Here is a 23,596-nt window from a genome sequence, read left to right as displayed (position 1 = left end):
CGGCGAGGGAGTGCCGTCGGGTGCTGAATCAGTAAAAACGGAAGTATTGTTTACGGAACTCGAACAAGTCCTGGAGGGTCACAAGGTGCTTGTTTTCTCACAATTTACAGGGATGCTGCATCTGATAGCTGCGGCGTGTACTGAGAAAGATATTGAATACTATCATTTTGATGGACAGACTGCGCCAGCGAAACGGATGGATATGGTCAATTCATTTCAGAAAACGGAAAACCCGATTAGGCTCTTTCTTATCAGCCTGAAAGCTGGTAATGCAGGTGTAAATCTGACTGCTGCTGATTATGTGTTCCTGGTAGATCCCTGGTGGAATGAAGCAGTTCAACAGCAAGCTATTGACCGGACCCACCGCATTGGGCAGGATAAAAAAGTATTTGCCTATAAAATGGTCTGCAAAGACAGCATTGAAGAAAAAATATTGACCTTGCAGGAGCGGAAAAAGAAACTTGCGCGTGATCTGATCAGCCCCAATGAGGACTTTATCAGGGGGCTGGAACTGGAGGATGTAGAGTGGCTGTTTGGGTAGCGTTGCAGCTGGGTTTGGCGTTTTCGCGTTTGAGCATGCGGGAACTTTCAGGTTGATGGAAAAATTGGCAAACTATTTGTTTAGGTAGTCTGAATATCTAAGCATGTTGTAGTTCAATGCTTTGTGTAGTTCTGGGAATCAAGGTGTAAGAATAGGCGTGTATCGTTTGGAACTCCCACCATACCTGCTTCAATCTTCACTAGTTTTATTTGTCTAAAAAGTGGCTTCAGATAGCCTTGATGTGGTTTAACTTTTTTTTTCTGAATCTGTGCAACGCTTAAAAAGTTTTCTGCATCAAAGTATGTGAATGGAAATTATAAATTGAAGATTTTTTTGAACCTTAAAAAGAATGTGACTAAACTTAACTTACGTTACAACAAATGTGAGAAACTTTCACTAAACTTAAACCAATAATCATGAAAAGAGTAGTATTTGTAATGGCGATTTTCGCCGCAGTTCTTGCAGTTTCGTGCAGCAAGAAAGACAATGGGACACAACATACAGTAACCTACCACGTATCAAGTGCCGGTGCTATGAATGTGAATTACACCGGTTCCGACTGGGTTCTCAAAACAGTAAACAGTGTATCTTCATCCTGGACCTATAGTTTCACAACTTCGGAAAAAGGTAAGGAGGTGAAACTCACTATTAACAGCGTCACCGGGGGTGCCGTGAGCGGGTCTATTGACATTGACGGACAACAGGCCGTACAAAATAACTCCGGCTCCGGATCTGTGACGATGACCGCACAGATACCCTAAGCCGGCAAAGTTACCGTTCAAAAATTATCGTGTACTGCACGTGGCGAAGTCTGCAACTTTAATGGTTGCAGGCTTTTGTTTTGCAGGGGTCGACGGAACGAGTGGCGAATGAATATCTGCACGGATTCTTGTTCATACGCTAGCAGGAACGGAATATGGATACGCCGGGTTTGAAGGGATGATTGTGAGAAAAGAAAAATCAAATAATTACCCATGAAGCCAAAATTTGGCTAATTTTTGAATTTTTCAATATAAATAAGTTGATTATCAACCAATAATAATATTTACAATTTTTGTAAATAATTTACATATTCGTAAATATTTCGTATCTTTGACAAAATTAAATTCTGATGAATGCATGTAAAAGATGTAGCAACAGGATGGGCATTAGAAGCGGTTATTGAGCCAATGACCAACAAGGATTTTAAAGTTATCAAAAAAAGTAAGCTTAGGTTTAATAAGTTTGACTGGGACGATTACCGGGGTGAGGAGGTTTACAAACTCAGATTAAAAAGTGATGATACCATTTTGGGATTGATGTGCCTGATAGATCATGCGGACGAGGCAACCAATGCTATTGAAATTGAGCTATTGGAAGTAGGTGAAGAAAACATTGGATCGGAAAAGAGACTGGATAATATAGGGGGTTGCCTTATAGCTTTTGCGTGTAGGGAATCATTTAAGCGTGGGCACGATGGCTTTGTATTCCTTACTCCCAAAACCCAATTATTGAAACATTATCCCACAAAATACGGTTTTCATCATATGCCTCTAAGAACCGTGCTGCGGCCAGAAGCCTTAATGATATTGTATGAGGAAGATTCGAGAAAATTGATAAAAAAATATTTAGATTGATATTACGGGAGTTGTAATGCATTTTGTTAGCAATCGAAAAAAAAATCGTATAGTATGAAATCGTATAAAGAAATTGAAAAGAAGTACACCCCAGAGGAAATTGCAGAATCGATAGTTTTCCCCGGAACAAAAGATACGAAAGAAAGGGAAGCTATACTTTCTGAATTTCGGGACTTTAGAAAGAACATATCTGATAAGCAAAGTGAGAAAAGTAAAACTATCTCACTCTTATTGCAATTAAAGTTTTTAATTGAGGATTACTTAGATGCGAACTCCTTTAATAAGAACTATTATTTCGGATATTTTCTAAAAGAGTATATCTCTCGTTTAGAAAAGAAAAACAAAGAATTTGCAGCCGAGATAGACGTTGATCCCACAGAACTGAGCCAGGTTATTAATAAACATCGGAAACCAACCGATAAGCTCATATACAGGTTAGAGATACATTCAAATAAGAACTTCCCGGCATTGATGTGGTTTAAACTTTTGGAAAAGGAAAGAGTGTATGAACTATTACATAATAGGGGGATGATTGAAAACGAAAAAAAACACGTTAAAAGAAAATTGGAGTTTTCTATCTAAATATAAGGGAGTATCCCGTTAAGTGTGTAGGTGTGCTGGATTAATTTCATTGATCCAGGAGGTGGGGGAGGATCAAAAGAAAAACAAGCCCGTTGGGCTTTTTGTTTTTTCATTCCACGATTCAGGCAAGCCTGATTGTTGCATTTCAAAACAAAACCCCCACCTTGGTGGGGGTTTTGTTTTTCTTTTGTCGGGATGACTGGATTCGAACCAGCGGCCTCTTCGTCCCGAACGAAGCGCGCTACCGGGCTGCGCTACATCCCGCGTTGATTTTCTATGACGCTGCGCCACTTCCGAAATCAGGTGCGCAAATATAAATAATAGTCGCCTAATAACGTGGTAAACGCCCCGGAATAATTGTCGCCATCTCTGATAAACAAGGTTTCTTCCCAGATATGCGTAGAAGTTAAACCGCCCTCAACCATGATCCGACCAGCCTCATGTTGAGCTGTTGGATGCACGCGGACAATCCTGTGAAGGAAGAGCCCCGCATTTGAAATAACCTTCTTTAACGCTGATTCCCGCCTGGCCGGCAGAAGCATAAAAAACCTGCCTTCTTCAAGAAGCTGGTGCGAAATGATACCGGCAAGTTGGTCAAGGGTAAGCCCGGTATCATGATGGGCCAGGTTCTTTCCGCTATCATCGCTCTTCAAATCATTTTCGTAAAAAGGAGGATTGCTGAAAATCACCGCATATTTTTTATCAAACGCAAACCGGCTCACATCGTCATGATGGATCCGGATTCTGCCTCCCCACGGACTAGCAGCGACATTCTGTAATGACTGCCTATAACAGGGTTCCTGCAATTCTATACCATCAATGAACGACGGAGCTTGCTGGGCCACCATGAGTGACAATAACCCCGTCCCTGAACCGATGTCAAGCATCGTATCTGCTTCCGTAAAATTCCTGGTCTCCCGCGCAACCCAGGCACCAAAGAGACAAGCATCTGTAGTCACCTTCATACTGCAGGCATCCTGATCCACCAAAAACTCCTTGAAACGAAAATAAGAATTGGACATAAATTTTCAACCGCAGCTAAAACCCTGATCTGGCAACCGACTGAACACTCAGATCAGCAAACTGGCCAGCCAGAAATTTGTAATAGCCCGTGATCCCGATCATGCCGGCATTATCCGTACAATACTGAAAATCCGGAATGAATGTGTTCCAATTATTTTTGACACCCGCTTCCACAAATGCCGCTCTGAGACCGGAATTTGCGGAAACACCACCGGCTATGCAAACATCCCGGATATTCAGGTCCCGGGCTGCCCGGGTAAGTTTGTTCAGCAATATCGTAATGATCCGCTCCTGGATCGAAGCACAGATATCCGCCAGGTTTTCATCAATGAAAGCTTTCTGCTCTTCCGGCGTGGCTACAAATTCTTCTTTAAAGACCTGGCTCTTACCCGCATTTCTCAGGAAATATAATATCGCCGTCTTGAGACCCGAAAAACTAAAACCATAACCCGGAATTTTTGGTTCGGGAAACTGAAAACGGGACGGATTACCCTGCCGCGCGTACTTATCGATCAATGGTCCGCCCGGATAGGGGAGACCTAGGAGCTTGGCCGATTTATCAAATGCTTCACCTGCCGCATCGTCAACCGTCTCGCCAATTACCGTCATGTCCAGCGGGCTGTCACATCTTACAATCTGAGTATGCCCACCACTCACCGTCAGACATAAAAAGGGAAACGAGGGTTTTCTTTCCGGGATCAGGTTGGCCAGCACGTGAGCCTGCATGTGATTGACCGCTATCAACGGAATGTTCAACGCCAGAGAGAATGATTTCGCAAACTGACCACCCACCAACAACGAACCAATCAGCCCCGGCGCCTGCGTAAATGCGATGGCATCAAGGTCATGCAGATCCTTTCCTGCTTTTTTTAAAGCGATGTCCACTACCGGAACAATATTCTGCAAATGAGCACGGGAGGCCAGTTCTGGGATCACACCGCCATATTGCGCATGAATTTGCTGCGTGGCAACTTCATTAGACAATACACTTCCATCGCAACAAACCGACGCTGAGGTTTCATCACAACTGGATTCAATAGCTAATATACAAACGGATTCTTTCACTTAACTTCTGATTGCAACAACCGGATCCATCTTGGCAGCCTGAATAGCTGGCAGGATACCGGCAATAATTCCAACTAAAATACAAATCAATAAAGTCCAGATCATATTGGTGACAGAAACGAAAACGGGGAACTCGAGGGCTTTCGATAAAATGACGGACAGAATAAACACAAGGATCAGACCTATCAGCCCGCCAATGATACACAGAAATGCAGCCTCGAGGAGAAACTCTGTCAGGATGATGCGCCGCTTGGCTCCAACGGCTTTTTTAATACCTATCTGAGGAGTTCGTTCCTTTACCGTTACGAACATAATGTTGGCCACTCCGAATAATCCCACGATCAGGCTGATTCCCCCAATCACCGCTCCGCCGATATTTAGCCCGGTAAAAATCTGACCTACCTGGTTACTGATATCGTCCATGTTATTCAGGGCAAAATTGGACTCGCTGCGCGGACTGAGTTTCCGGATACCCCTCATCACCCCTTCCAGCTCATCGGTCAACGCGGGTATCGGCACTTTATCCTTGCCTTTTACAATAATGACCGGATCTGTGCGGAGCTCATTGTAAATCGTGCGCGCAAACTGAAAAGGCAAAATTACGCAACGGTCAAAATCCCACCCGCCCGTCATTTGTTTACCCTGCTTTTTTATAACGCCCACTACCAGGATCTTCCGGCCTTTAATCGTGATTTGCTTGTTCAGCGCCCGCTCCGCACCGGAAAAAATCTTGCTCGCTATTTCATCGCCAATCACAGCCACGTTGGAACCGAAGCTGAATTCGGCGTCAGATAACTGCCGGCCAACAGCAAAATCCAGGTGCTGAATTTTGAAATATTCTTCACTTACGCCGTAAATTACCGCGTTATTAAGCGTGGAACCCCGGAAATCCACATTGTCCCTGGTATTGATAAACATGGCTATGTTTCCGGTCAGCCGTGAACGCTCTTTGATCTGGCGGATTTCGTAATACTTGGGCACCGGGCGATTCACGTATTTCCACCAGGGGTAATCTGGCCCGCCGGCCCAAACCCATTTATCGATATAAATGGTGTTATTACCCATCGCCTTGATCTCGTTCTGGATATTGTACTGCAGGCTTCCCACCGTAGCCAATACCCCGATGATGCAGAAAATGCCAATGGTAACCCCAAATAATGACAGGAAAGTACGCAACTTGTTCTTCCAGAGTTCCTGGATAGCCATCCTGAACCCGGTATCAACAATTTCCAAAGTGCGCCTGAACATATGAACAAAGATACGTCTGTTTGGGAAAACTTATTGGCGAAACGAGGGCCAGTTTGACGGGTTTTTGTTATTTTCAATGAAAAATAAACCTGCAACATGAAAAAGGATTTTTTTTGGAAGACGATTGCTCTAATGTTGATTTATTGCTCTATGACCTATTTACCACTCCAGGCACAGGATCAGCATCCTGTGGAAAGCGAATTGGTTGTACTCGACGTGTTTACCGGGAAAACGGATGTTGTTCTCAAAGAGAAGCGCCATTTTGAAGCACCAAACTGGTCCAGAGACGGCAAATTCCTGGCTATAAATGCAGACGGCAAAATTGAAAAAATTTCTCTTAATGGTGAAAAAATTGGTGTTATACCTACCGGTTTTGCAAACCGTTGTAACAATGATCATGGCTTTAGCGTGGATGGAAGAACTTTGATCATCAGTCATCAGGATTCTTCCGCCGTTAAGGGTGGAAGCTCCCGAATATTTGTTGTTTCCGCAAACGGCGGAACACCTCGCCTGATCACTAAAAAATTTCCGAGCTACTGGCATGGGATCAGTCCCGATGGAAAGTGGCTGGTTTACTGTGCCAACCGCAACCAGGAGTGGGATATCTATAAGATCAGTATTCGGGGAGGTGAAGAAACAAGACTGACAAATGCAGCAGGGCTTGACGACGGACCCGAATACAGTTATGATGGGAGGTGGATTTATTTTAACTCAAACCGTACAGGGCGGATGCACCTTTACCGTATGAAACCGGACGGTACAAAACAGGAACAGCTAACGTCTGACGAATACGACAACTGGTTTCCGCATCCTTCCCCGAACGGGAACTACCTGGTTTACATCGCTTATCTTCAGGACCAAAAGGGACAACATCCTTTTGGAAAGGACGTCAAAATCAGAATTTTAGATCTGACAACAGGCAGGGCAAAAGATATAACACCGATTTTCTATGGTGGGCAGGGTTCCCTCAACGTTCACAGTTGGGCCCCAGATGGCAGACGGATCGCTTTCGTCCGGTACATCAGACCATCCGATAGTGCAATGTAGTGTGCTGGATGAAGTAAACGAAAATCTCATTTTATGTTGCGCCGAAGGTTTTAGGGTATTCAATAGTTACTTTTCAGTAGTTGTTAATAATCGTTTTTGATATCATCCCAGGTGCAAATTCCCAACCAGATATTTTTTTCAGAATGGGCCGGATTAGACTAACTTCGCCTTAACAGTCTTTGGTGCTTTTTTTGAGGTACGAAAAGCTTAAGCCCAATCAACAAATTTCATCACTCCTGCGACAATATGCGTTACTGAACGTCGCAATGAAAACAAACGTAATGCCCGCTAAATCAAACCTGATCCTTTTTTGGATCACCACTTTAATCATTATCCTGTTCGACGGTGTGATGCCGTTGATGTATTTGAATAGCGAGCAGGCAAGAGAAGGTATCAGCCACCTCGGGTATCCCGATTATTTTCGCGTAATGCTCACCTTCTTGAAAGTGGCTGGTGCAGTAGTGCTGGCCATCCCCGCCATCAGGGGCTGGATAAGGGAATGGGCCTACGCGGGTTTTGCATTTGATTTTTTTTCAGCCTCGGTATCGCATTCTGTTGTCGATGGATTTGGATTTAATGCGATTTTCCCGATTTTTTTCCTGATATTACTCTTCCTGTCCCGTTATGCTTTCAGGAAATACTTTGAAGCGGCGCGGCCTGATCCCAGTCCGGTTAGCAGCCTGACTTAGTTTCCCCGGTAACCACTGAATGGAAAGATTGTCAGAGGTGCCGTATCTAAAAAACGCCGTCATGATCGGAAGATCGAGGGAGTGACTCGCAACGTTTATTTAGATCGCAGAAATTGAACAGTCACCGGTTAACACGGCCCGAGATTTCCTGGATATTTAACCTAACGGTAATTGTGAACGCGTATTTTTAACGTAAATAAATACACAGTTTATGGGTATTGAGACTTCGATGATTACTGTCACAGCCACGATTTTAGCAGGAACTGATAAAGTATGGAAATACTGGTCTTCTCCGGAACATATTATGCAGTGGAACCATGCTACTGATGATTGGATATCTCCCAGTGCGGAAAATGATCTGAGGGACGGAGGCCGGTTCAATATCCGCATGGAGGCAAAAGATGGCAGTCAGGGTTTTGATTTTTCAGGAATTTATGATCTGGTTGAACCAGGCCGCTACATAAAGTATACAATGGGTGATGGCCGGAAGGTGGAAGTACGATTTGAAAAAGCTGGAGAACATCAAACCCGCGTCATAGAAAGCTTCGAGGCAGAAGAAACGAACAGTGCTGAAATGCAGCAACAGGGTTGGCAGATGATCCTGGATAATTTCAAGCAATATGTGGAAAGTCATTGATCCGGGTCACGAAGAAAGCTGAAGGAGATGGAGGCAAGATGGTGCAGGAGAAAACAAACGAAATCGAATGTGACGTAGAAAGCTAATGGGGACGGAGGCGGGTTCATGGTTGCCAGTAAATGGAGCAAAGAAAAAAAATCCGGCGAGCATTTAATGAATTTATCTCTTAAGTTGTTAAGAAAATTGCGAACTTCATATTACTAAATCAAAAAGTATTTAAAAAACGCAATAATGGAATCGCCTGCTCCGTTTATCTTGAACCAGCTACGCCGAAAAATGCCTGCGTAGCCCCGACTAAAAACAACCGGCGCATCCGGATCTGACGCCGCGGCAAATTAAATCAACCTCTAAAAAAATCAATATGAAAAATCCCGTTTTCCCATGTATCTGGTGTAATCAAAATGCCAGGGAAATGGCTGAATATTATGCAGACCGTTTTCAAAGCGCAACCATTACCCATGACGATCCGGTGGTGGTCACTCTCGACATGGGCGGGCAGCAGTTTATGCTGCTGAACGGAGGCGACTTATTTAAACCAAACCCCTCCATCTCTATGATGGTTTCCGTTTCAGAGGAGGAAGTGGAACGGCTTTGGCATGCTCTTATTGACGAAGGACAGTCCCTGATGGAACTCGGCAGCTACCCCTGGAGTCCAAAATATGGCTGGGTGCAGGATAAATTTGGCGTATCCTGGCAATTGTATGGAGCAGAAGAAGAAAAGGTCACACAGAAATTCACACCTACCCTGATGTTTACCGGAGCGCAGAACGGAAGGGCCGAGGAAGCAATACATCTCTATACGGGGCTTTTTCCTGACAGCGATGTGACCGGTATTTTGAAATACGCTGAGGGTGACGGTGACACGCCGGGAAATGTGATGCATGCACAGTTCCGGATAAATGGATACACCCTGATGTGTATGGATAGCACCGGCCCGCATGCTTTTGGTTTCACAGAAGGGATGTCGCTGGTCGTATTGTGCCGTGACCAGCAGGAAGTGGATCGATATTGGGATGAGCTGACGGCAGACGGAGGGCAGGAAAGCATGTGCGGCTGGCTGAAGGATAAATTCGGCTTAAGCTGGCAGATCGTGCCTGAACAGTTCATAGAAATATTCATGAAGGGCGATAAGGAAAAATTGGACCGCCTGAACACGGCCCTCATGAAGATGAAAAAAATGGATATAGCAACCTTGCTCGCTGCATACAATGGCGAGTTGCCCGTGGAAGACTTAGGTGGGTTCGTTGCTGAAACGTATCAAAAAGATGTCAGAGAATCTTAATCAATAAAACAAATAAACAATGACAAAGCTGAATCCTTATCTCAATTTTGACGGGAACGCCCTGGATGCCTTCAACTTCTACAAATCCGTTTTTGGCGGGGAGTTTTTGGGTGTGATGACAATGGCTGAGGCGCCTGGTCTCGATGATAAGCTGCCTGAAAATGAAAAAGACAGAATCATGCATGTTGCCCTGCCCATAGGTGAAAATATATTGATGGGTTCTGATATCCTCCCTTCGATGGGTCATAAGCTGAACACCGGTAATAACAATTATATTTCAATAAATGCGAATAGCCGGGAGGAAGCAGACAAGTTTTTCGACGGTCTTTCACAAGGCGGTAAAGTGGAAATGCCCATGAGCGACCAGTTCTGGGGAGATTATTTTGGTAGTTTGGCCGATAAGTATGAGGTCCATTGGATGATTAGTCATTCAAACAACAATCGGTAATCCTGTTTTTTCAAAAGCCGGGTGGCTACAACAGCTCCCCGGCAATCAGTCCGAAGGCGTTCATTGCTTGTCGGGATAGGGGGGGTATTATCCAAATCAATCGAAAATTCAGAGAAGTTTCGGGCGAGCGGATTTGTGCTAAAAAACGTCTAATAGAGAATGGGATGCGCTCAGGCCCAGGCTCCCCAGTCGATATTTACTTCAAGATCGGGGTGAATACTTTTAGCAACAGGGCAGTTCCGTCCCGTGTTCTTCAAAATGCTGATATGTTTAGGATCAATGGCCGAAAGCGATGCAGGAATATGAAATTTCAGAGAAATACCGCCTACCCTTCGTGGTTCTGCAGCCATGATTTTTAATACGTCAATCTTTATGTCGGTCAGATCAAAGTCCATGGTTCTTGCCTTAATTCCCATTACGGTAATCATACAAGCTGCCAGGCTCGTGGCTAATAAATCGGTCGGTGAAAACCTTTCTCCTTTTCCATTGTTATCTGTTGGAGCATCCGTTTCAAAATTTGAACCGCTTTTCAGGTGTGTGCAGATAGTCCGCAGATCTCCTTTGTAATTTACCTCTGATGTCATCTGTTGAATTTCGGCAAATATAAAGAAAGACGGGCATCGGAGCAGGCAAATCGCCCGGAACGCTCGCGCGGAGAAGGTTCACAATGGTGGCGTGAGATATTGAATGGTAAACAGGGGATGGGGTGCGATTGAAAGGCAGGTTCGTACATTTATATTATTTTCGCAGCATGACAGAATTACCAACGACCAATAAACTGAAGAAGCCTGAATGGCTAAGGGTCAAGTTACCAATAGGAGAAAGTTACCGAAACGTAAGGAATGTGGTCGATCAGCACAAGTTACACACGATTTGTGAAAGTGGAAATTGCCCTAATATGGGTGAGTGCTGGGGTGCAGGGACAGCCACTTTTATGATCCTTGGGAATATTTGCACCCGTAGTTGTGGATTTTGCGCGGTGGCTACCGGTAAACCCGAAGCGCCGGATTTTGATGAGCCACAGCGTGTGGCGGAAGCCATTTTCCTGATGAAAGTAAAACATGCCGTCATTACATCGGTAGACCGGGATGAACTTTGGGATGGTGGTTCCACTATATGGCAGAATACCATCAGAGCTGTAAAAACTCTTTGCCCGGAAACGACGTTGGAAACGCTCATACCAGATTTTAAAGGGAATAAAGCAGATATCAACAGAATTATAGAAGTCGCCCCCGAGGTCGTGTCACACAATGTAGAAACCGTGGAAAGACTCTCCAGGCAGGTTCGCATTCAGGCAAAATACTGGCGCAGTATGGAAGTGATCCGGATATTGAAAGAGGGTGGAATGCGTACAAAGAGTGGTATTATGCTGGGACTGGGCGAAGAAAAGGAAGAAGTTCTGCAGACGATGCAGGATTTGAAAGATAATGGCTGCGATGTAGTAACGATCGGTCAGTACCTCCAACCTAGCCCCCATCACCTGCGCCTGCAGCGATTCGTACATCCCGATGAATTTGCCATGTACAAGGAAGAAGGCTATAAAATGGGACTGGACTATGTGGAAAGCGGTCCCCTGGTGCGTTCATCCTATCATAGCGAGCGACATGTAATTCCGGGCTTGGGGAGGAAGGAATGGGAAGCCTCACTCGCAGCGAAGGCTGTTTAATAAATGGGATCTTCGCAGGTATTCTGCATCAAACCAATCATTTTAAAGCAGCGGAGAGAGCAGCCTGGCCAGGTGCTCAAAAAATACTTTCCATTTATTTCTGCCGGCCCATTTCTCCGGATCAATTTCTTCACAATCTTTAAGATCGGATATAAATGCCTGATAGAGCTGTTCATTAATGTCCCTGTCATAAACTAACACGTTTACTTCAAAGTTGACCTCATGACTGCGGATATCCATGTTGGCACTTCCCACCATGCTTAGGTTGTCATCTATAACCACTGTTTTTGCATGCAAAAATCCTTTCTGGTAGAGGTAAACCCGGACTCCCGCCCGGAGCAGCTCGTAATAATAGGAGAAGGCCGCGGCGTTCACGAAAATTGAGTCAGACTTTGCCGGAACCATCAGTCGAACATCAAGCCCCGCCAGCGCCGATTGTTTAATCGCATTCAGGACAGATTCCCCCGGGATAAAATAAGGTGTTGCAATATATAACCTGTTTCTTGCAGCGTAAATAGAAGATACGGTGCTCTGCATAATTGCGGGCCTGGTGTCGGGACCGCTACCTACCGTCTGGATGATCTTTTCTCCTGTCGCCGGTCCGGAATAGAAATACTCCCTGTCTAAAGGAACCTGCTCATGTCTCGAAAACATCCAGTTGCTCAGAAACATGTACTGGAGGTAAAATATACCTTCACCCCGCAGATACAAATGCGTATCACGCCAGTAAGTTTTGTATTTTCCGTTATTGATGTATCTGTCTGAAATATTAATGCCTCCCGTGAAAGCTTCATATCCATCAACAATGATGATTTTCCGGTGGTCTCTGTAATTGATTCGATTGGCCAACAATCTGAATCGGATCCTGTTCACAGGTGAGATTTCCACGCCTGCAGCTTCCATGCGGCGGATGAAATCCTTGCGAATGCCACTGCTGCCAAATGCATCGTACAAAAACCTGACCTTAACGCCCTCTTTCGCCTTTTTGATCAGGACATCGGCGATGCTGAAGCCGGTTTCATCCATATCAAAAATATAATATTCGAAATGGATGTGATGCCTGGCCCGCCCAAGCACTTCCATCACCTTCTTCAGTTTGTTTTCACCATTTTGCAGGACTTCCACCTCGTTTCCTCCCATTACGGGTGAATGAGTGGCGTTGAACAGGAAGTTTATGAGCGTTTCATATTGAAAAAGTGCTTGCCCATGGCTTTGAATCACCTGTTGATTAACCTGCGAGATATACTCCTGCATGCTCTGGAACACGTTTTCATTGTGGCGGATCTTGAAAGTGTAAAATTTGTTTTTCCGGTAATTGACGCCAAAAATGAAATAGATCAGTACCCCAATGATTGGGAGGAAAATGATCAGCATTAGATAAGCCAATGTCTTGGCCGTTGTCTTGGTGTCCATGATGATCTTCACGGCAACCAAACCAATGGCGATAAAATACAGGATTTCAAGAACGACGGTGATATAAGGTAGATATGCTGTCAATGTTTAAAATACTTTGTACGTCCTTTTCCGGTAAAAGTTATTTCATTTTGGTGATGCGTAGTCAGCCTTTGCAAATTTCAGTCAGTTGGGGGGCGATTTTTGAGAGCTCTCCAAAGAATTTCCACAGGGTGCAGGGCAATTCTGCCGGCGCCATCTTTAATCTGATGACGGCAACTTGTGCCCGGCGCAGCGATCAGGGTGTCCTGATCTGTTGTTCTCACAGCAGGTAAAAGCACTAACTCTCCAACTTTCATTGAGACTTCATAGTGCTCTTTTTCAAAGCCAAAAGCGCCTGCCATTCCACAGCAGCCCGAAGGTATCGTTTCGACCTTATAATTTTGCGGTATAGACAACACTTCCTCCAACACGGGCATCAGCCCCGAAGATTTTTGATAACAATGTCCATGCAACTTTATAGTTCTGGGTTCATCGTGAAACTGGTTTTCACTAAAGTCGCCTTTTCGGAATGAAGCCAGCAGAAATTCTTCTATCGAAAAGCTATTGTTAGCGAGACTCCTCGCACTTTCTTTCAGTTCAGGCGTTGCAAGGTCAAGGGCTTCGTCTCTGAATGTTATTATCGCTGACGGTTCAATGCCAATCAGAGGTCGGTCGGGTGTAACAACCTCGCTCAGAAGCGCAATATTTTCGTTGATTATTTTCTTCGCCTGCCGAACAAAACCTTTAGACAGGTAAGTTCTTCCGCTTTCCCCATGTGGAGGTATAAACACTTCGAATCCCAGGGCCTCCAATAACAGAATGGTCTTCTGACCTATTTCGAAATCATTATAATTGGTAAACTCGTCGCAAAACAGGTTTATTTTTTTTGCAGAATGGTAATGTAAACCCCGGTGTATTCTTTTCAAGTGCCATTTTCTGACTGTTTGTTTTCCAACTGTTGGCAGCGACCGTTTAGGAGCAAATCCAATCATTTTCTTGATCAGACCTGAGGTTAGTTCATTTTTGACGACAGCATTGTAAACCCCGGGTAGTACCATGGCCAACTGCTGGAGCCTGGAGAAATTGGCAATCAGCCGGGCCCGGAAAGGAATCCCATTGTCGTCATAGTAATGTTGCAGGAATTCGGCTTTCATCTTTGTAACATCCACCTTGGTTGGACATTCACTTTTACAGGCTTTGCAACTCAGGCAGAGATCCATCACCTCCTTGATCTCCTGTTGGTCAAACGGGTTTTGTTTTGCCGGACGGGTGAGAAATTGTCTCAGAATATTCGCCCTGGCGCGCGTGCTGTCTTTCTCGTCAAGCGTAGCCATATAAGAAGGACACATAGTGCCTCCCGACAGGTGGGAACGCCTGCAATCTCCCGAGCCAGAGCATTTTTCTGCAAGCCCCAGGATGCTTTCCTGTGCGCTAAAGTCAAAAACAGTAGATATTTTCGGGGGAGTATAATCCGCATCATAGCGGTGTTTTTCCAGCATTGAAGGCGTGTCCACAATTTTTCGGGCATTGAAGACACCTTTCGGATCAAAGATTTGTTTCACCTGACGCAGCAGTTCGTAAATTTCTTTACCAAGAACATCCGGGATAAATTCCCCGCGCAGACGACCATCACCATGTTCCCCGCTAAGAGAACCATTATATTTTTTTACTAATTCGACGGTTTCCCTCAGAACATCCCTGAAGACCTGCTTACCCTCGGAAGTTTTTAGATTGATCATGGGTTCCACGTGAATTTCACCCGCGCCGGCGTGTGCGTAGAAGGAGGCATCCAGCTCGTGTTTTTTCAATACCATCTGCAGGTCATCGATGTAATCCGGAAGATCATCCGGCGAAACCGCACAATCCTCAATCAGGTTCACGGGTTGTTTATTCCCCGGTAAATTACGGATCAGTCCTAACCCTGCTTTCCGCACGTCCCAGACCTGTTTGGTCTGTTCACCGGTTATCACCGGAAACGCGTATCCAAGTCCACTCGACTGAAGTTCTTCAATAAGCCCGGATGTCTTAAGGGATAATTCCTCATCGGTGTTTTCCATGAATTCCACCATCAACAAGGCTTCCGGATCTCCTTCGATGAAAAAGCGGTTGTGTTTATAGGTGGGATGATCTTTGGTAAAATTCATGATAAACCGGTCCACGAGTTCGGAAGCCATAGGTGCGTGCTTTAAAATGATCTTGTTAGCATGCATGGCATCTGCCAGTGAATGGAAGTGAGCACAAACCAGAGCATCTTTTGGCGGAGGTAAGGGAATCAGATTTAATTTTGCCTCAGTCAAAAATGCCAATGTTCCTTCACTGCCCGCCAGCAAGCTGCTTAAGTTGATGGCGCCATCGTTGGCGATTTGTCCCTGCACGAGCATATCCAGTGCGTAACCCGTATTTCTGCGTGTCAGATTTTTTTTAGGATAATGATCACTGATCAGTTGCCGGTTATGGTCGTCTGCCAGTAATGATAATAACTGTTGATAAATGCGACCCTCCAGGGATTCGGTATTGGCTCTTTCTTCAGCTTCCTCAGCGGTTAGTTTTTTGAATACCACCTCGGAGCCATCACTCAGGAATACGCTTGCCTCCAGTAAATGTTTGCGGGCGTCGCCCCAGACGATCGAGTGCAGGCCGCAGGAATTGTTGCCAATCATCCCGCCAATCATAGCCCGGTTTGAGGTCGATGTTTCCGGAGCAAACATTAGACCGTGGGGCTTCAGGTATAGATTCAGGTCATCCCGGATGATCCCGGGTTCAACCCTGACCCATTTCTCTTCTACATTTAACTCCAGTACTTTTCTGAAATGTTTGGAAATATCCACCACCATTCCATTTCCCACTACTTGTCCGGCCAGTGAAGTGCCCGCAGCCCGCGGGATCACGGTGATCTGGTGGTTGGTGGCAAAATCAATACATGCCCTGATGTCATCTTTTTCACGAGGTATCGCAACTGCAAGGGGCAGTTCCTGATAAACGGATGCATCAGTTGAATAGATCATTCGTTGCGCGCGGTGTTCCGCCGACTCGTCAAAATACAGTTCGCCTGTGAAATGGGTTGCAAGCTCTGCCAAATTCCTTTCTAATTCTTTTTTCATCGGTTAATAAAGATATGATTTTAGACGGCTGGGCGTGCAAATTAATGAGAATACGCACTTGGCGGCTCGAGCGCAACCATAACAAAAATATTCCTGGGCTTGCAAATTAATGTGAATACTCAATCCCAAATTTTGCCGATCGGGATGTAATTTGTGCGGGTTCTCCATCTAATTTTCAGTGCTGCAGAAAGTTGATGATGGCTTGTGCAGGAAACCTCGAAAAAAAAACTGCCGGAATACAACCCGGCAGTTATCAGATAAAATCAGTTCGGTCTGCTTATTTTATAATTTTAATCGATTTTGAAACAACGTTGCTTGTTGCCTCTTTGGATATTCCCGGTTGCCCGCCACCCATACTGATGGTTACAGTCCCGGTTGGCTGATATGAATGGCCATTCTCGTCTGTCAGGGACAAGTCGTCCCGGGTAATTTCAAATGAAATGGTCTTCGTTTCGCCTGCTGCCAGGCTCAGTCGCCTGAATGCTTTAAGGGCACGCACCGGGGCGTGGCTGATTTTTCCATCGTGTTTGATATAAAGCTGAACAACTTCTTCACCTGTGCGTTTGCCGGTGTTTGTCAGTTTTACACTGGCTTTAATCGTTTTTCCTTTTTTGAAGGCGCCGCTCACTGTTAAGTGATCATACCTGAAATGCGAATAGCTTAATCCGAATCCAAACGGGTAAAGTGGTTGCCCTTTGAAGTAACGGTAAGTTCTCCCTGTCATGGAGTAATTGCTGAAATCCGGAAGGTCTGCATCACTTTTATAGAAAGTTACGGGAAGCCTTCCGGCGGGGTTATAATCACCGAATAGCACATCGGCGATGGCAGTGCCGGCGCTTTGTCCTCCGTACCAGGCATTCAGAATGGCCGGTATATTGTTATCTTCCCAGGGTATAGCCAATGCACTACCAGTCATCATCACAAAAATGATTGGCTTACCTGTGCTCTTCAGTGATTTGAGCAGTTCAGTCTGGACAGCGGGCAGCAGGATGCTGGTCCGGTCGCCCCCTTTGAAACCAGGCACTTTAACCGGCATTTCTTCACCTTCCAGTTGTGGTGATATACCACCTGCGAAGATGATGGCGTCCACATCTTTCAGCTTTTGGGCGAGGGCATTAAAATCAGACTTCAGGTATTCGCCGCTTTTCAGGCTTATTTCTCCGTTGCCTTCTCCCTGAAAGTACTCGACGCGGATTTTGTACGTGTTCCCTTTCCTCACCTGTAATGCAAAAGTCCTTACGCCGCGATTATTCCTTTCCCAGGCGTTGACGTACAGGGAATCATTGATAAAGATCCGGTATCCGTCGTCTCCGCGGGCCTCAAAATGAAGTCGATCATCTTTAGGCGCGATGAACCTAGTGGAATACCTGGCCGAAAATCTAAACGGGGAGATGCCGGCGGCTGGCGATTGTCCCTCTGTCAAGTACATGTTAATGTCTTTTTCTGTTCGGGTGAGGGCAGGAGTACCGTCTAGTGTTGGGTTATTGAAATATTCAGCCCGAACGCCTTTCTTGCCTTCGAAAGTGTAGAGGTCGGAAAGATTGGAATACTGAAAAAGAGTATCGTTTGTAAAGTTGACGGCCTGTTCATAGATCACTTCGACGCCGCGACCCAGTTTTTCCCTGATCCCTTCCAGTACGGTCTCCACTTTTGAGGGAATGCCATTATAGTTTCCGAGGACTGATATTTTATTGTCGGCGTTAGGACCCAGAACCGCGATTTTCTTAATGGATTTCGATAGTGGGAGCACCTGGTTTTGATTCTTCAGCAGGACGATCGACTGTCTCGCCATTTTCAGGGCATGTGCTTTATGAGCCGGACTTTCCAGCACGGATATCGGTGTGCGGGCATAAGGCACCATTTCAGGAGGGTCAAACATACCGAGCCGGTAGCGAATGTCAAATAGTCTCCGAACGGAGATATTTATTTGATCTTCTTTAATCAACCCGCTTTTCACGGCGTTAACGAGTGTGCGGTAGGCCGTATTCCCGCATTCTACGTCTGTGCCATGCACCACGGCGTCCACGGCTGATGACATTGCGTCTTTATGGGTCTTATGGAAACGGAAAAAATCGTCAATGGCGCCGCAATCGCTGGTGACGTAACCGGTAAACTTCCATTGATTGCGCAGAATATCTGTCATCAGCAGATCATTGCCGCAGCAAGGCTGTTTGTAGATCGCGTTATAGGCGCACATCACGCCGGCTACTTTCGCCTGCGTGACAAGGGCTTTAAAAGCAGGTAAGTAGGTATCCCAGAGATCAAAAGGCGTGGGATCGAAATTATCAGCATGGCGGCTGGGCTCTGGCCCGCTGTGTACTGCAAAGTGTTTGGCACAGGCGGCTGCTTTCAGGTAACGGGGATTATCACCCTGCAGTCCATGGACAAAGGCTATTCCCAATGCACCGGTGAGGTATGGGTCTTCGCCATAAGTTTCCTGACCGCGACCCCACCGGGGATCTCTGAAGATATTTATATTGGGAGTCCAGTAGGTGAGCCCCCAGTAGCGATTTCCTGTTTTGTTTTCTTCAATGGCCCGGTTGTGAATCGCTCTTCCTTCAGTCGCCGAAATATCAGCCATTTTGCGCAGGGAAGCCGTATCCCAAGTGGCTGCCATCCCGATCGCCTGCGGGAACGAGGTAGTAGGGAATGGCGTGCGGGCAACGCCATGCAGGGTTTCATTCCACCAGTCGTACGCGGGTATGCCCAGTCTTGGAACCGCAGGCGCCGTATTTAGCATTTGGGCCACTTTCTCTTCGAGTGTCAGACGCCCTATCAGGTCATTCACTCGTTGTTCAAGTGGGAGATTTGCGTTCCACATGGGATACGATCTGTAGTCCTGGGCGTTGATAAACGGGCACAGGAAAAAGGAGGCAATCAGGGTAAAAAGCAGTTTTCTCATTTATGATCAGTTTAAAATATTTATCTGGTTAATCAGGATTCTGGCCTTTTTTGAGAGAAGACTTTCTGATAATAAGATCGGAGCGAACTATAATCGTCCGCATCTGATTCAGGGACGCTACGCCTTTCAGGTGGTTGACCAGCGTACGTGCAGCTACTTCCCCGATTTCATTACCCGGATAATCGATGGTAGTGAGCTGCGGTTCCACGAGTTTGCTGATGGCATCATTGTTGAATCCCACGATTGCAATATCCCCTGGTATTTTAACGCCATTTTTTTTCAGGGTTTGCATGAATACCGCTGCTGAGAAATCGTTGGTTATAAAAGCGCCGTCTGGTCTGGGCTTCATTTTCAGGACCTGCTGCGCTGCCTCGACCGCTTTCTGTTCGCTTAGGTCTTTGACGATAACGAGTTCCTTTTTATAAGGAATACCTGCTTCCTTCAGCGCCCGCTCATATCCCCGATGTCGCTGTGCATAGACGTTCCTCGCCAAACTGGCCGTTATCAGCACGATTTTCCGGCATCCCTGTTCAATAAGATGATGCGTGGCCATGTAGCCACATTTTTCGTTGTCGATGATCACATGCGTGTAATCGCTGCTTTCATCTACCCGGTCGTAGAATATAACCGGAATACCTTTCTTTTGAAAGGGTTGATAATGCTCCAGATCACGGGTATCAAAAGCCATTGAGGCGATCAGTCCGTCCACCCGTTTGTGGTATAAGTTCTGCGCGTTTGCGATTTCTTTCTGAAAGCTTTCGGATGAGTGTCCAATGATGAGGTCATATCCGGCATCAGTTGTTACTTTTTCAATCCCCGCCAGTACCGACGTCATGAAATTGGAGTTCAGCTCATGCATGATCACGCCAATTGTATTAGTCTTCTGATTGCGGAGGTTGCTGGCAAAGGTGTTGTGGCGGTATCCCATCTCCCGGGCCACATCCTGTATTTTCTTGCGGGTATTTTTATTGATCGCCGGGTTGTTGTTCAGCGCACGACTTACTGTGGCAGATGAAAGTGCAAGCTTCCTGGCAATATCATATATGGTAATTTCTTTTTTAGAAATCATAATGCAAAATTATTGAGTTCATATTCAGTCCCCTACTTTGCCAAAATAAAAGGTCGTTACTCATTCTGCCGGATTTTTGGATAAATAGGTGATTATTTTTGCAATCGGTTGCAAAAATAATGAATTATGTTTTATATTCGCTCAGGAAAAAATCCGGACGTCACGGGCAGGTTTTGGGACTCCTGGTGCGGCTTACCATATTGCCGGTAATCCGGCCTTACCGTGAAGCCGGATCGTATTGATTGTTTACCGGTTTTTAAATTTAACCTTAAAGAATATTATGTATTTGCTTGGTATAGATCTAGGTACTTCCTCTGTTAAGGCATCTGTTATTGACGCCGCTACAAGGCAGCTCATCGCCGCTGCCTCATTTCCCGAAACGGAAGCAGAAATTCTCACTCCTCATCCCGGTTGGGCCGAACAAGTTCCGGATCAATGGTGGGCATTCATCCAAAAGGCCATTCGGAAATGTCATGCAACGGGATTGTATGAGCCGAAAGACATTGCGGCAATAGGTATTGCGTACCAGATGCACGGGTTAGTGCTGGTCGATAAGGATCAAAGGGTCATCCGGCACTCCATTATCTGGTGCGACAGCCGGGCGGTGGAAACCGGAAACCGGGCATTCGAAACGATTGGAGAAGAAAAGTGCTTGTCACATCTTCTAAACTCTCCCGGGAATTTTACGGCCAGCAAGCTGGCCTGGGTCAAAGAAAATGAGCCATTCATATATGAGCGAGTGTACAAAGCCATGTTGCCCGGGGATTTTGTGGCCATGAAGTTTACCGGTCAGATTACCACGACCGTCTCAGCGCTTTCGGAAGGTGTCTTCTGGGATTTCCAAAATAACGACCTTTCGGAAGATGTAATGCGATACTATGGATTTAGCCGGGATCTGCTACCTGAGGTTCACCCATTGTTTTCAACCCATGGCGGGGTAACAGAAGAAGTTGCGGCAAGTCTGGCACTAAAGCCGGGCATACCGGTCAGCTACAAAGCAGGTGATCAGCCTAACAATGCACTCTCGCTGAACGTGCTTCGGCCAGGGGAAGTAGCCGCTACTGCTGGTACTTCCGGTGTAATTTACGGAGTCAGCGATGCGCTGACTTTCGACAGGGCTTCCAGGATCAATAGCTTTGCCCACGTCAATTATACCGAAGAGGAAAAAAGGATAGGTGTATTGTTATGTATTAATGGTACCGGTATTTTCAACAGCTGGATCCGGAACATTGCCGGCGCACATATAAATTATCGGGAATTGAATCAATTGGCAGGACGTGTTGCGCCAGGTTCGGATGGATTATTTGCAATACCCTTCGGCAACGGTGCGGAGAGAATGCTTGACAACAAGATCGTGGGTGCACATTTCCGAAACATTGACTTCAATCTCCACCGGACGCCACATCTCATCAGGGCTGTCCAGGAGGGTATTGTATTTTCTTTCCGTTATGGACTGAATATCATGCGTGAAAATGGTATGTCTCCTTCAGTTGTCAGAGCACCCAAAGCAAATTTATTTCAGAGTGAAGTTTTTAGTCAGGCTTTTGCCGACACTAATGATGTGGTGCTTGAGTTTTACGAGGGAGACGGAAGTTTTGGCGCTGCCATAGGCGCTGGTATTGGTGCTGGATTTTTTAGTGCCGAGGAAGCCGGTAGCAAGCGTAAGCCCGTTGAGACCATCCAGCCCGGAAAAAATGCATCTGCATACGAAGAACTGTACGCCAAATGGACTGTTGAACTCCAAAAGCTCTTATGACTTTTTTTTCTGCTACGCTTTTATTAAGTGAACCCCTGCATTTGGACACCGCAAAGTGTTATTCAATTCGACTATAAGCTTTACATATATATAAATTTAAATAACCATATAAAACGAATCATATGAGCATTACAATGGGAAAGACAGAATATTTCAGTGGGATTGGCCGGATAGGCTATGAGGGGCCACAGAGTGATAATCCGTTGAGTTTCCGCTGGTACGATGCGGATCGGGAGGTGCTTGGCCGTAGGATGTCAGACTGGCTGCGGTTTGCCTGTGCGTACTGGCACAGTTTCGGCGGCAGCGGAGCAGATCCTTTTGGGGATCCGACGCATATTTTTGCCTGGAACCAGGATCCCGATCCTTTGCAGCGCGCGCGGGATAAGGCAGATGCAGCCTTTGAGTTCATGACCAAGCTGGGACTGCCGTATTATTGTTTTCATGACGTGGATGTGGTAAGCTATACGCAGGATATAGCCGACAATGACCGGCGGCTGCAAGCGATGACGGACTACCTGGGGCAGAAACAGGCAGACAGCGGAGTGAAACTGCTTTGGGGTACAGCCAATTTATTTTCCCACCGCCGGTATATGAATGGTGCGGCGACCAACCCGGACTTTCACGTGCTGACCCATGCAGCGGCGCAGGTGAAAGCGGCGCTGGACGCGACTATCGCGCTGGGAGGCGAGAACTACGTGTTCTGGGGAGGCCGCGAGGGATATATGAGCCTGCTGAACACGAACATGAAACGGGAGAAAGAGCACCTGGCAAGGTTTTTAAAAACGGCGCGTGACTATGCAAGGGGGAAAGGATTTAAAGGTAATTTTTTCATCGAGCCCAAACCCTGCGAACCCACCAAACATCAGTATGACTATGACAGCGAGACGGTGATCAGTTTTTTACAGCAGCACAAGCTGATGGATGATTTCAAACTGAACGTGGAAGTGAATCACGCCACGCTGGCGGGTCATACCTTCCAGCATGAGCTGCAGGTGGCTGCGGACGCGGGACTGCTGGGCAGCATGGATGCCAACCGGGGCGATTATCAGAATGGCTGGGATACGGATCAGTTTCCGACGAATATCAATGAGCTGTCGGAGGCGCTGCTGGTGGTTGTGGAAGCAGGCGGACTGAAGGGCGGGGGTATCAATTTTGACGCAAAGATCCGGCGCAACAGCACCGATGCGGCAGACTTGTTCTATGCGCACATCGGAGGGATGGACAGTTTTGCCAGGGCGTTGCTGGTGGCGGCAGCGATCTGGGAGAAGTCTGAATACCGGTCGCTGCGGACGAAACGTTACGAGAGCTATGACACAGGCGAGGGAAAGGCTTTTGAGGAAGGCAGGTTGACGCTGGGGGAGCTCAGGCAGTATGCCATCGATCACGGTGAGCCGAAAACGATCAGCGGTAGACAGGAATACATGGAGAATATCATCAACCGGTATATCTGAGTACGGGTTTAAATATATAAACTTTTTTTATATTAAATA

The 23,596-nt window shown here is 46.2% G+C and carries 20 protein-coding genes and 1 tRNA gene; 12 read left to right on the top strand and 9 right to left on the bottom strand.

Translation table 11 applies throughout. The features are described 5' to 3' along the window. The first annotated feature begins 10 nt into the window (after positions 1–10). From AC3WS5_RS07270 to AC3WS5_RS07255, 4 genes are all read left to right on the top strand, one after another. Entirely contained in the window at positions 11–541 is a 531-nt protein-coding gene (locus tag AC3WS5_RS07270; RefSeq protein WP_492467449.1) for a DEAD/DEAH box helicase, read from the top strand. Positions 542–957: 416 nt separating this feature from the next. Further along, a complete protein-coding gene (locus tag AC3WS5_RS07265) occupies positions 958–1,302 on the top strand; it encodes a hypothetical protein (RefSeq protein ID WP_492466617.1) in 345 nt (114 codons plus the stop codon). A gap of 354 nt (positions 1,303–1,656) precedes the next feature. Next, positions 1,657–2,157: a hypothetical protein gene (locus AC3WS5_RS07260; RefSeq protein ID WP_492466616.1), complete on the top strand. Its 501-nt coding sequence runs from the start codon at positions 1,657–1,659 to the stop codon at positions 2,155–2,157. Between the two features lie 54 nt (positions 2,158–2,211). Next, positions 2,212–2,739 carry a hypothetical protein gene (locus AC3WS5_RS07255; RefSeq protein ID WP_492466614.1) on the top strand — a complete coding sequence of 176 codons (528 nt, stop codon included), beginning with the start codon at positions 2,212–2,214 and terminating at the stop codon, positions 2,737–2,739. Positions 2,740–2,929: 190 nt separating this feature from the next. Here the strand turns inward: AC3WS5_RS07255 and AC3WS5_RS07250 are convergent. The 4 genes from AC3WS5_RS07250 to AC3WS5_RS07235 form a co-directional block, all read right to left on the bottom strand. Continuing rightward, positions 2,930–3,003, bottom strand: a tRNA-Pro gene (locus tag AC3WS5_RS07250). A 35-nt stretch (positions 3,004–3,038) separates the two neighbouring features. Then, entirely contained in the window at positions 3,039–3,761 is a 723-nt protein-coding gene (locus AC3WS5_RS07245; RefSeq protein WP_492466613.1) for a tRNA1(Val) (adenine(37)-N6)-methyltransferase, read from the bottom strand. 16 nt (positions 3,762–3,777) lie between these two features. After that, the gene (gene tsaD / locus AC3WS5_RS07240) at positions 3,778–4,827 is read right to left on the bottom strand and encodes a tRNA (adenosine(37)-N6)-threonylcarbamoyltransferase complex transferase subunit TsaD (RefSeq protein WP_492466612.1); all 1,050 of its coding nucleotides are present in this window, start codon (positions 4,825–4,827) and stop codon (positions 3,778–3,780) included. Continuing rightward, positions 4,828–6,075 (bottom strand): ABC transporter permease, encoded by a 1,248-nt coding sequence (locus AC3WS5_RS07235; RefSeq protein WP_492466611.1) that lies wholly within the window; start codon positions 6,073–6,075, stop codon positions 4,828–4,830. 96 nt (positions 6,076–6,171) lie between these two features. Here AC3WS5_RS07235 and AC3WS5_RS07230 point away from each other — a divergent pair, with 96 nt between their 5' ends. The 5 genes from AC3WS5_RS07230 to AC3WS5_RS07210 all read left to right on the top strand — a co-directional run bounded on the left by AC3WS5_RS07230 (position 6,172) and on the right by AC3WS5_RS07210 (position 10,178). Continuing rightward, positions 6,172–7,122 (top strand): TolB family protein, encoded by a 951-nt coding sequence (locus AC3WS5_RS07230; protein WP_492466610.1) that lies wholly within the window; start codon positions 6,172–6,174, stop codon positions 7,120–7,122. A 266-nt stretch (positions 7,123–7,388) separates the two neighbouring features. Further along, positions 7,389–7,811 carry a DoxX family protein gene (locus AC3WS5_RS07225; RefSeq protein ID WP_492466608.1) on the top strand — a complete coding sequence of 141 codons (423 nt, stop codon included), beginning with the start codon at positions 7,389–7,391 and terminating at the stop codon, positions 7,809–7,811. A 211-nt stretch (positions 7,812–8,022) separates the two neighbouring features. Continuing rightward, positions 8,023–8,448, top strand: a complete 426-nt coding sequence (locus AC3WS5_RS07220) for an SRPBCC family protein (RefSeq protein WP_492466606.1) — start codon at positions 8,023–8,025, stop codon at positions 8,446–8,448. Positions 8,449–8,809: 361 nt separating this feature from the next. Further along, positions 8,810–9,730, top strand: a complete 921-nt coding sequence (locus tag AC3WS5_RS07215) for a VOC family protein (protein ID WP_492466605.1) — start codon at positions 8,810–8,812, stop codon at positions 9,728–9,730. Between the two features lie 19 nt (positions 9,731–9,749). Further along, positions 9,750–10,178: a VOC family protein gene (locus AC3WS5_RS07210; protein WP_492466603.1), complete on the top strand. Its 429-nt coding sequence runs from the start codon at positions 9,750–9,752 to the stop codon at positions 10,176–10,178. A gap of 170 nt (positions 10,179–10,348) precedes the next feature. Here the strand turns inward: AC3WS5_RS07210 and AC3WS5_RS07205 are convergent, their stop codons facing one another. Then, positions 10,349–10,762 carry an OsmC family protein gene (locus tag AC3WS5_RS07205; RefSeq protein ID WP_492466601.1) on the bottom strand — a complete coding sequence of 138 codons (414 nt, stop codon included), beginning with the start codon at positions 10,760–10,762 and terminating at the stop codon, positions 10,349–10,351. 167 nt (positions 10,763–10,929) lie between these two features. Between AC3WS5_RS07205 and lipA the strand changes: the two genes are divergently transcribed. Further along, positions 10,930–11,844, top strand: a complete 915-nt coding sequence (gene lipA, locus AC3WS5_RS07200) for a lipoyl synthase (RefSeq protein WP_492466600.1) — start codon at positions 10,930–10,932, stop codon at positions 11,842–11,844. A 42-nt stretch (positions 11,845–11,886) separates the two neighbouring features. Here the strand turns inward: lipA and cls are convergent, their stop codons facing one another. From cls to AC3WS5_RS07180, 4 genes are all read right to left on the bottom strand, one after another. Continuing rightward, positions 11,887–13,341, bottom strand: a complete 1,455-nt coding sequence (gene cls, locus AC3WS5_RS07195; protein ID WP_492466599.1) for a cardiolipin synthase — start codon at positions 13,339–13,341, stop codon at positions 11,887–11,889. 77 nt (positions 13,342–13,418) lie between these two features. Then, the gene (locus AC3WS5_RS07190) at positions 13,419–16,379 is read right to left on the bottom strand and encodes an FAD-binding and (Fe-S)-binding domain-containing protein (RefSeq protein ID WP_492466598.1); all 2,961 of its coding nucleotides are present in this window, start codon (positions 16,377–16,379) and stop codon (positions 13,419–13,421) included. 277 nt (positions 16,380–16,656) lie between these two features. Further along, positions 16,657–19,281 (bottom strand): glycoside hydrolase family 3 C-terminal domain-containing protein, encoded by a 2,625-nt coding sequence (locus AC3WS5_RS07185; protein ID WP_492466597.1) that lies wholly within the window; start codon positions 19,279–19,281, stop codon positions 16,657–16,659. Positions 19,282–19,309: 28 nt separating this feature from the next. After that, the gene (locus AC3WS5_RS07180) at positions 19,310–20,350 is read right to left on the bottom strand and encodes a LacI family DNA-binding transcriptional regulator (protein WP_492466596.1); all 1,041 of its coding nucleotides are present in this window, start codon (positions 20,348–20,350) and stop codon (positions 19,310–19,312) included. 280 nt (positions 20,351–20,630) lie between these two features. Here AC3WS5_RS07180 and AC3WS5_RS07175 point away from each other — a divergent pair, with 280 nt between their 5' ends. Further along, the gene (locus AC3WS5_RS07175; RefSeq protein WP_492466595.1) at positions 20,631–22,106 is read left to right on the top strand and encodes a xylulokinase; all 1,476 of its coding nucleotides are present in this window, start codon (positions 20,631–20,633) and stop codon (positions 22,104–22,106) included. Positions 22,107–22,228: 122 nt separating this feature from the next. Continuing rightward, positions 22,229–23,557: a xylose isomerase gene (xylA, locus tag AC3WS5_RS07170; protein WP_492466594.1), complete on the top strand. Its 1,329-nt coding sequence runs from the start codon at positions 22,229–22,231 to the stop codon at positions 23,555–23,557. The last annotated feature ends 39 nt before the right edge of the window (positions 23,558–23,596 follow it).

Source organism: Niabella sp. CPT15-335-S11, assembly GCF_058792415.1.
Note: the sequence above shows the minus strand (reverse complement) of the source record. Positions and strands in the feature narration are given on the sequence as shown.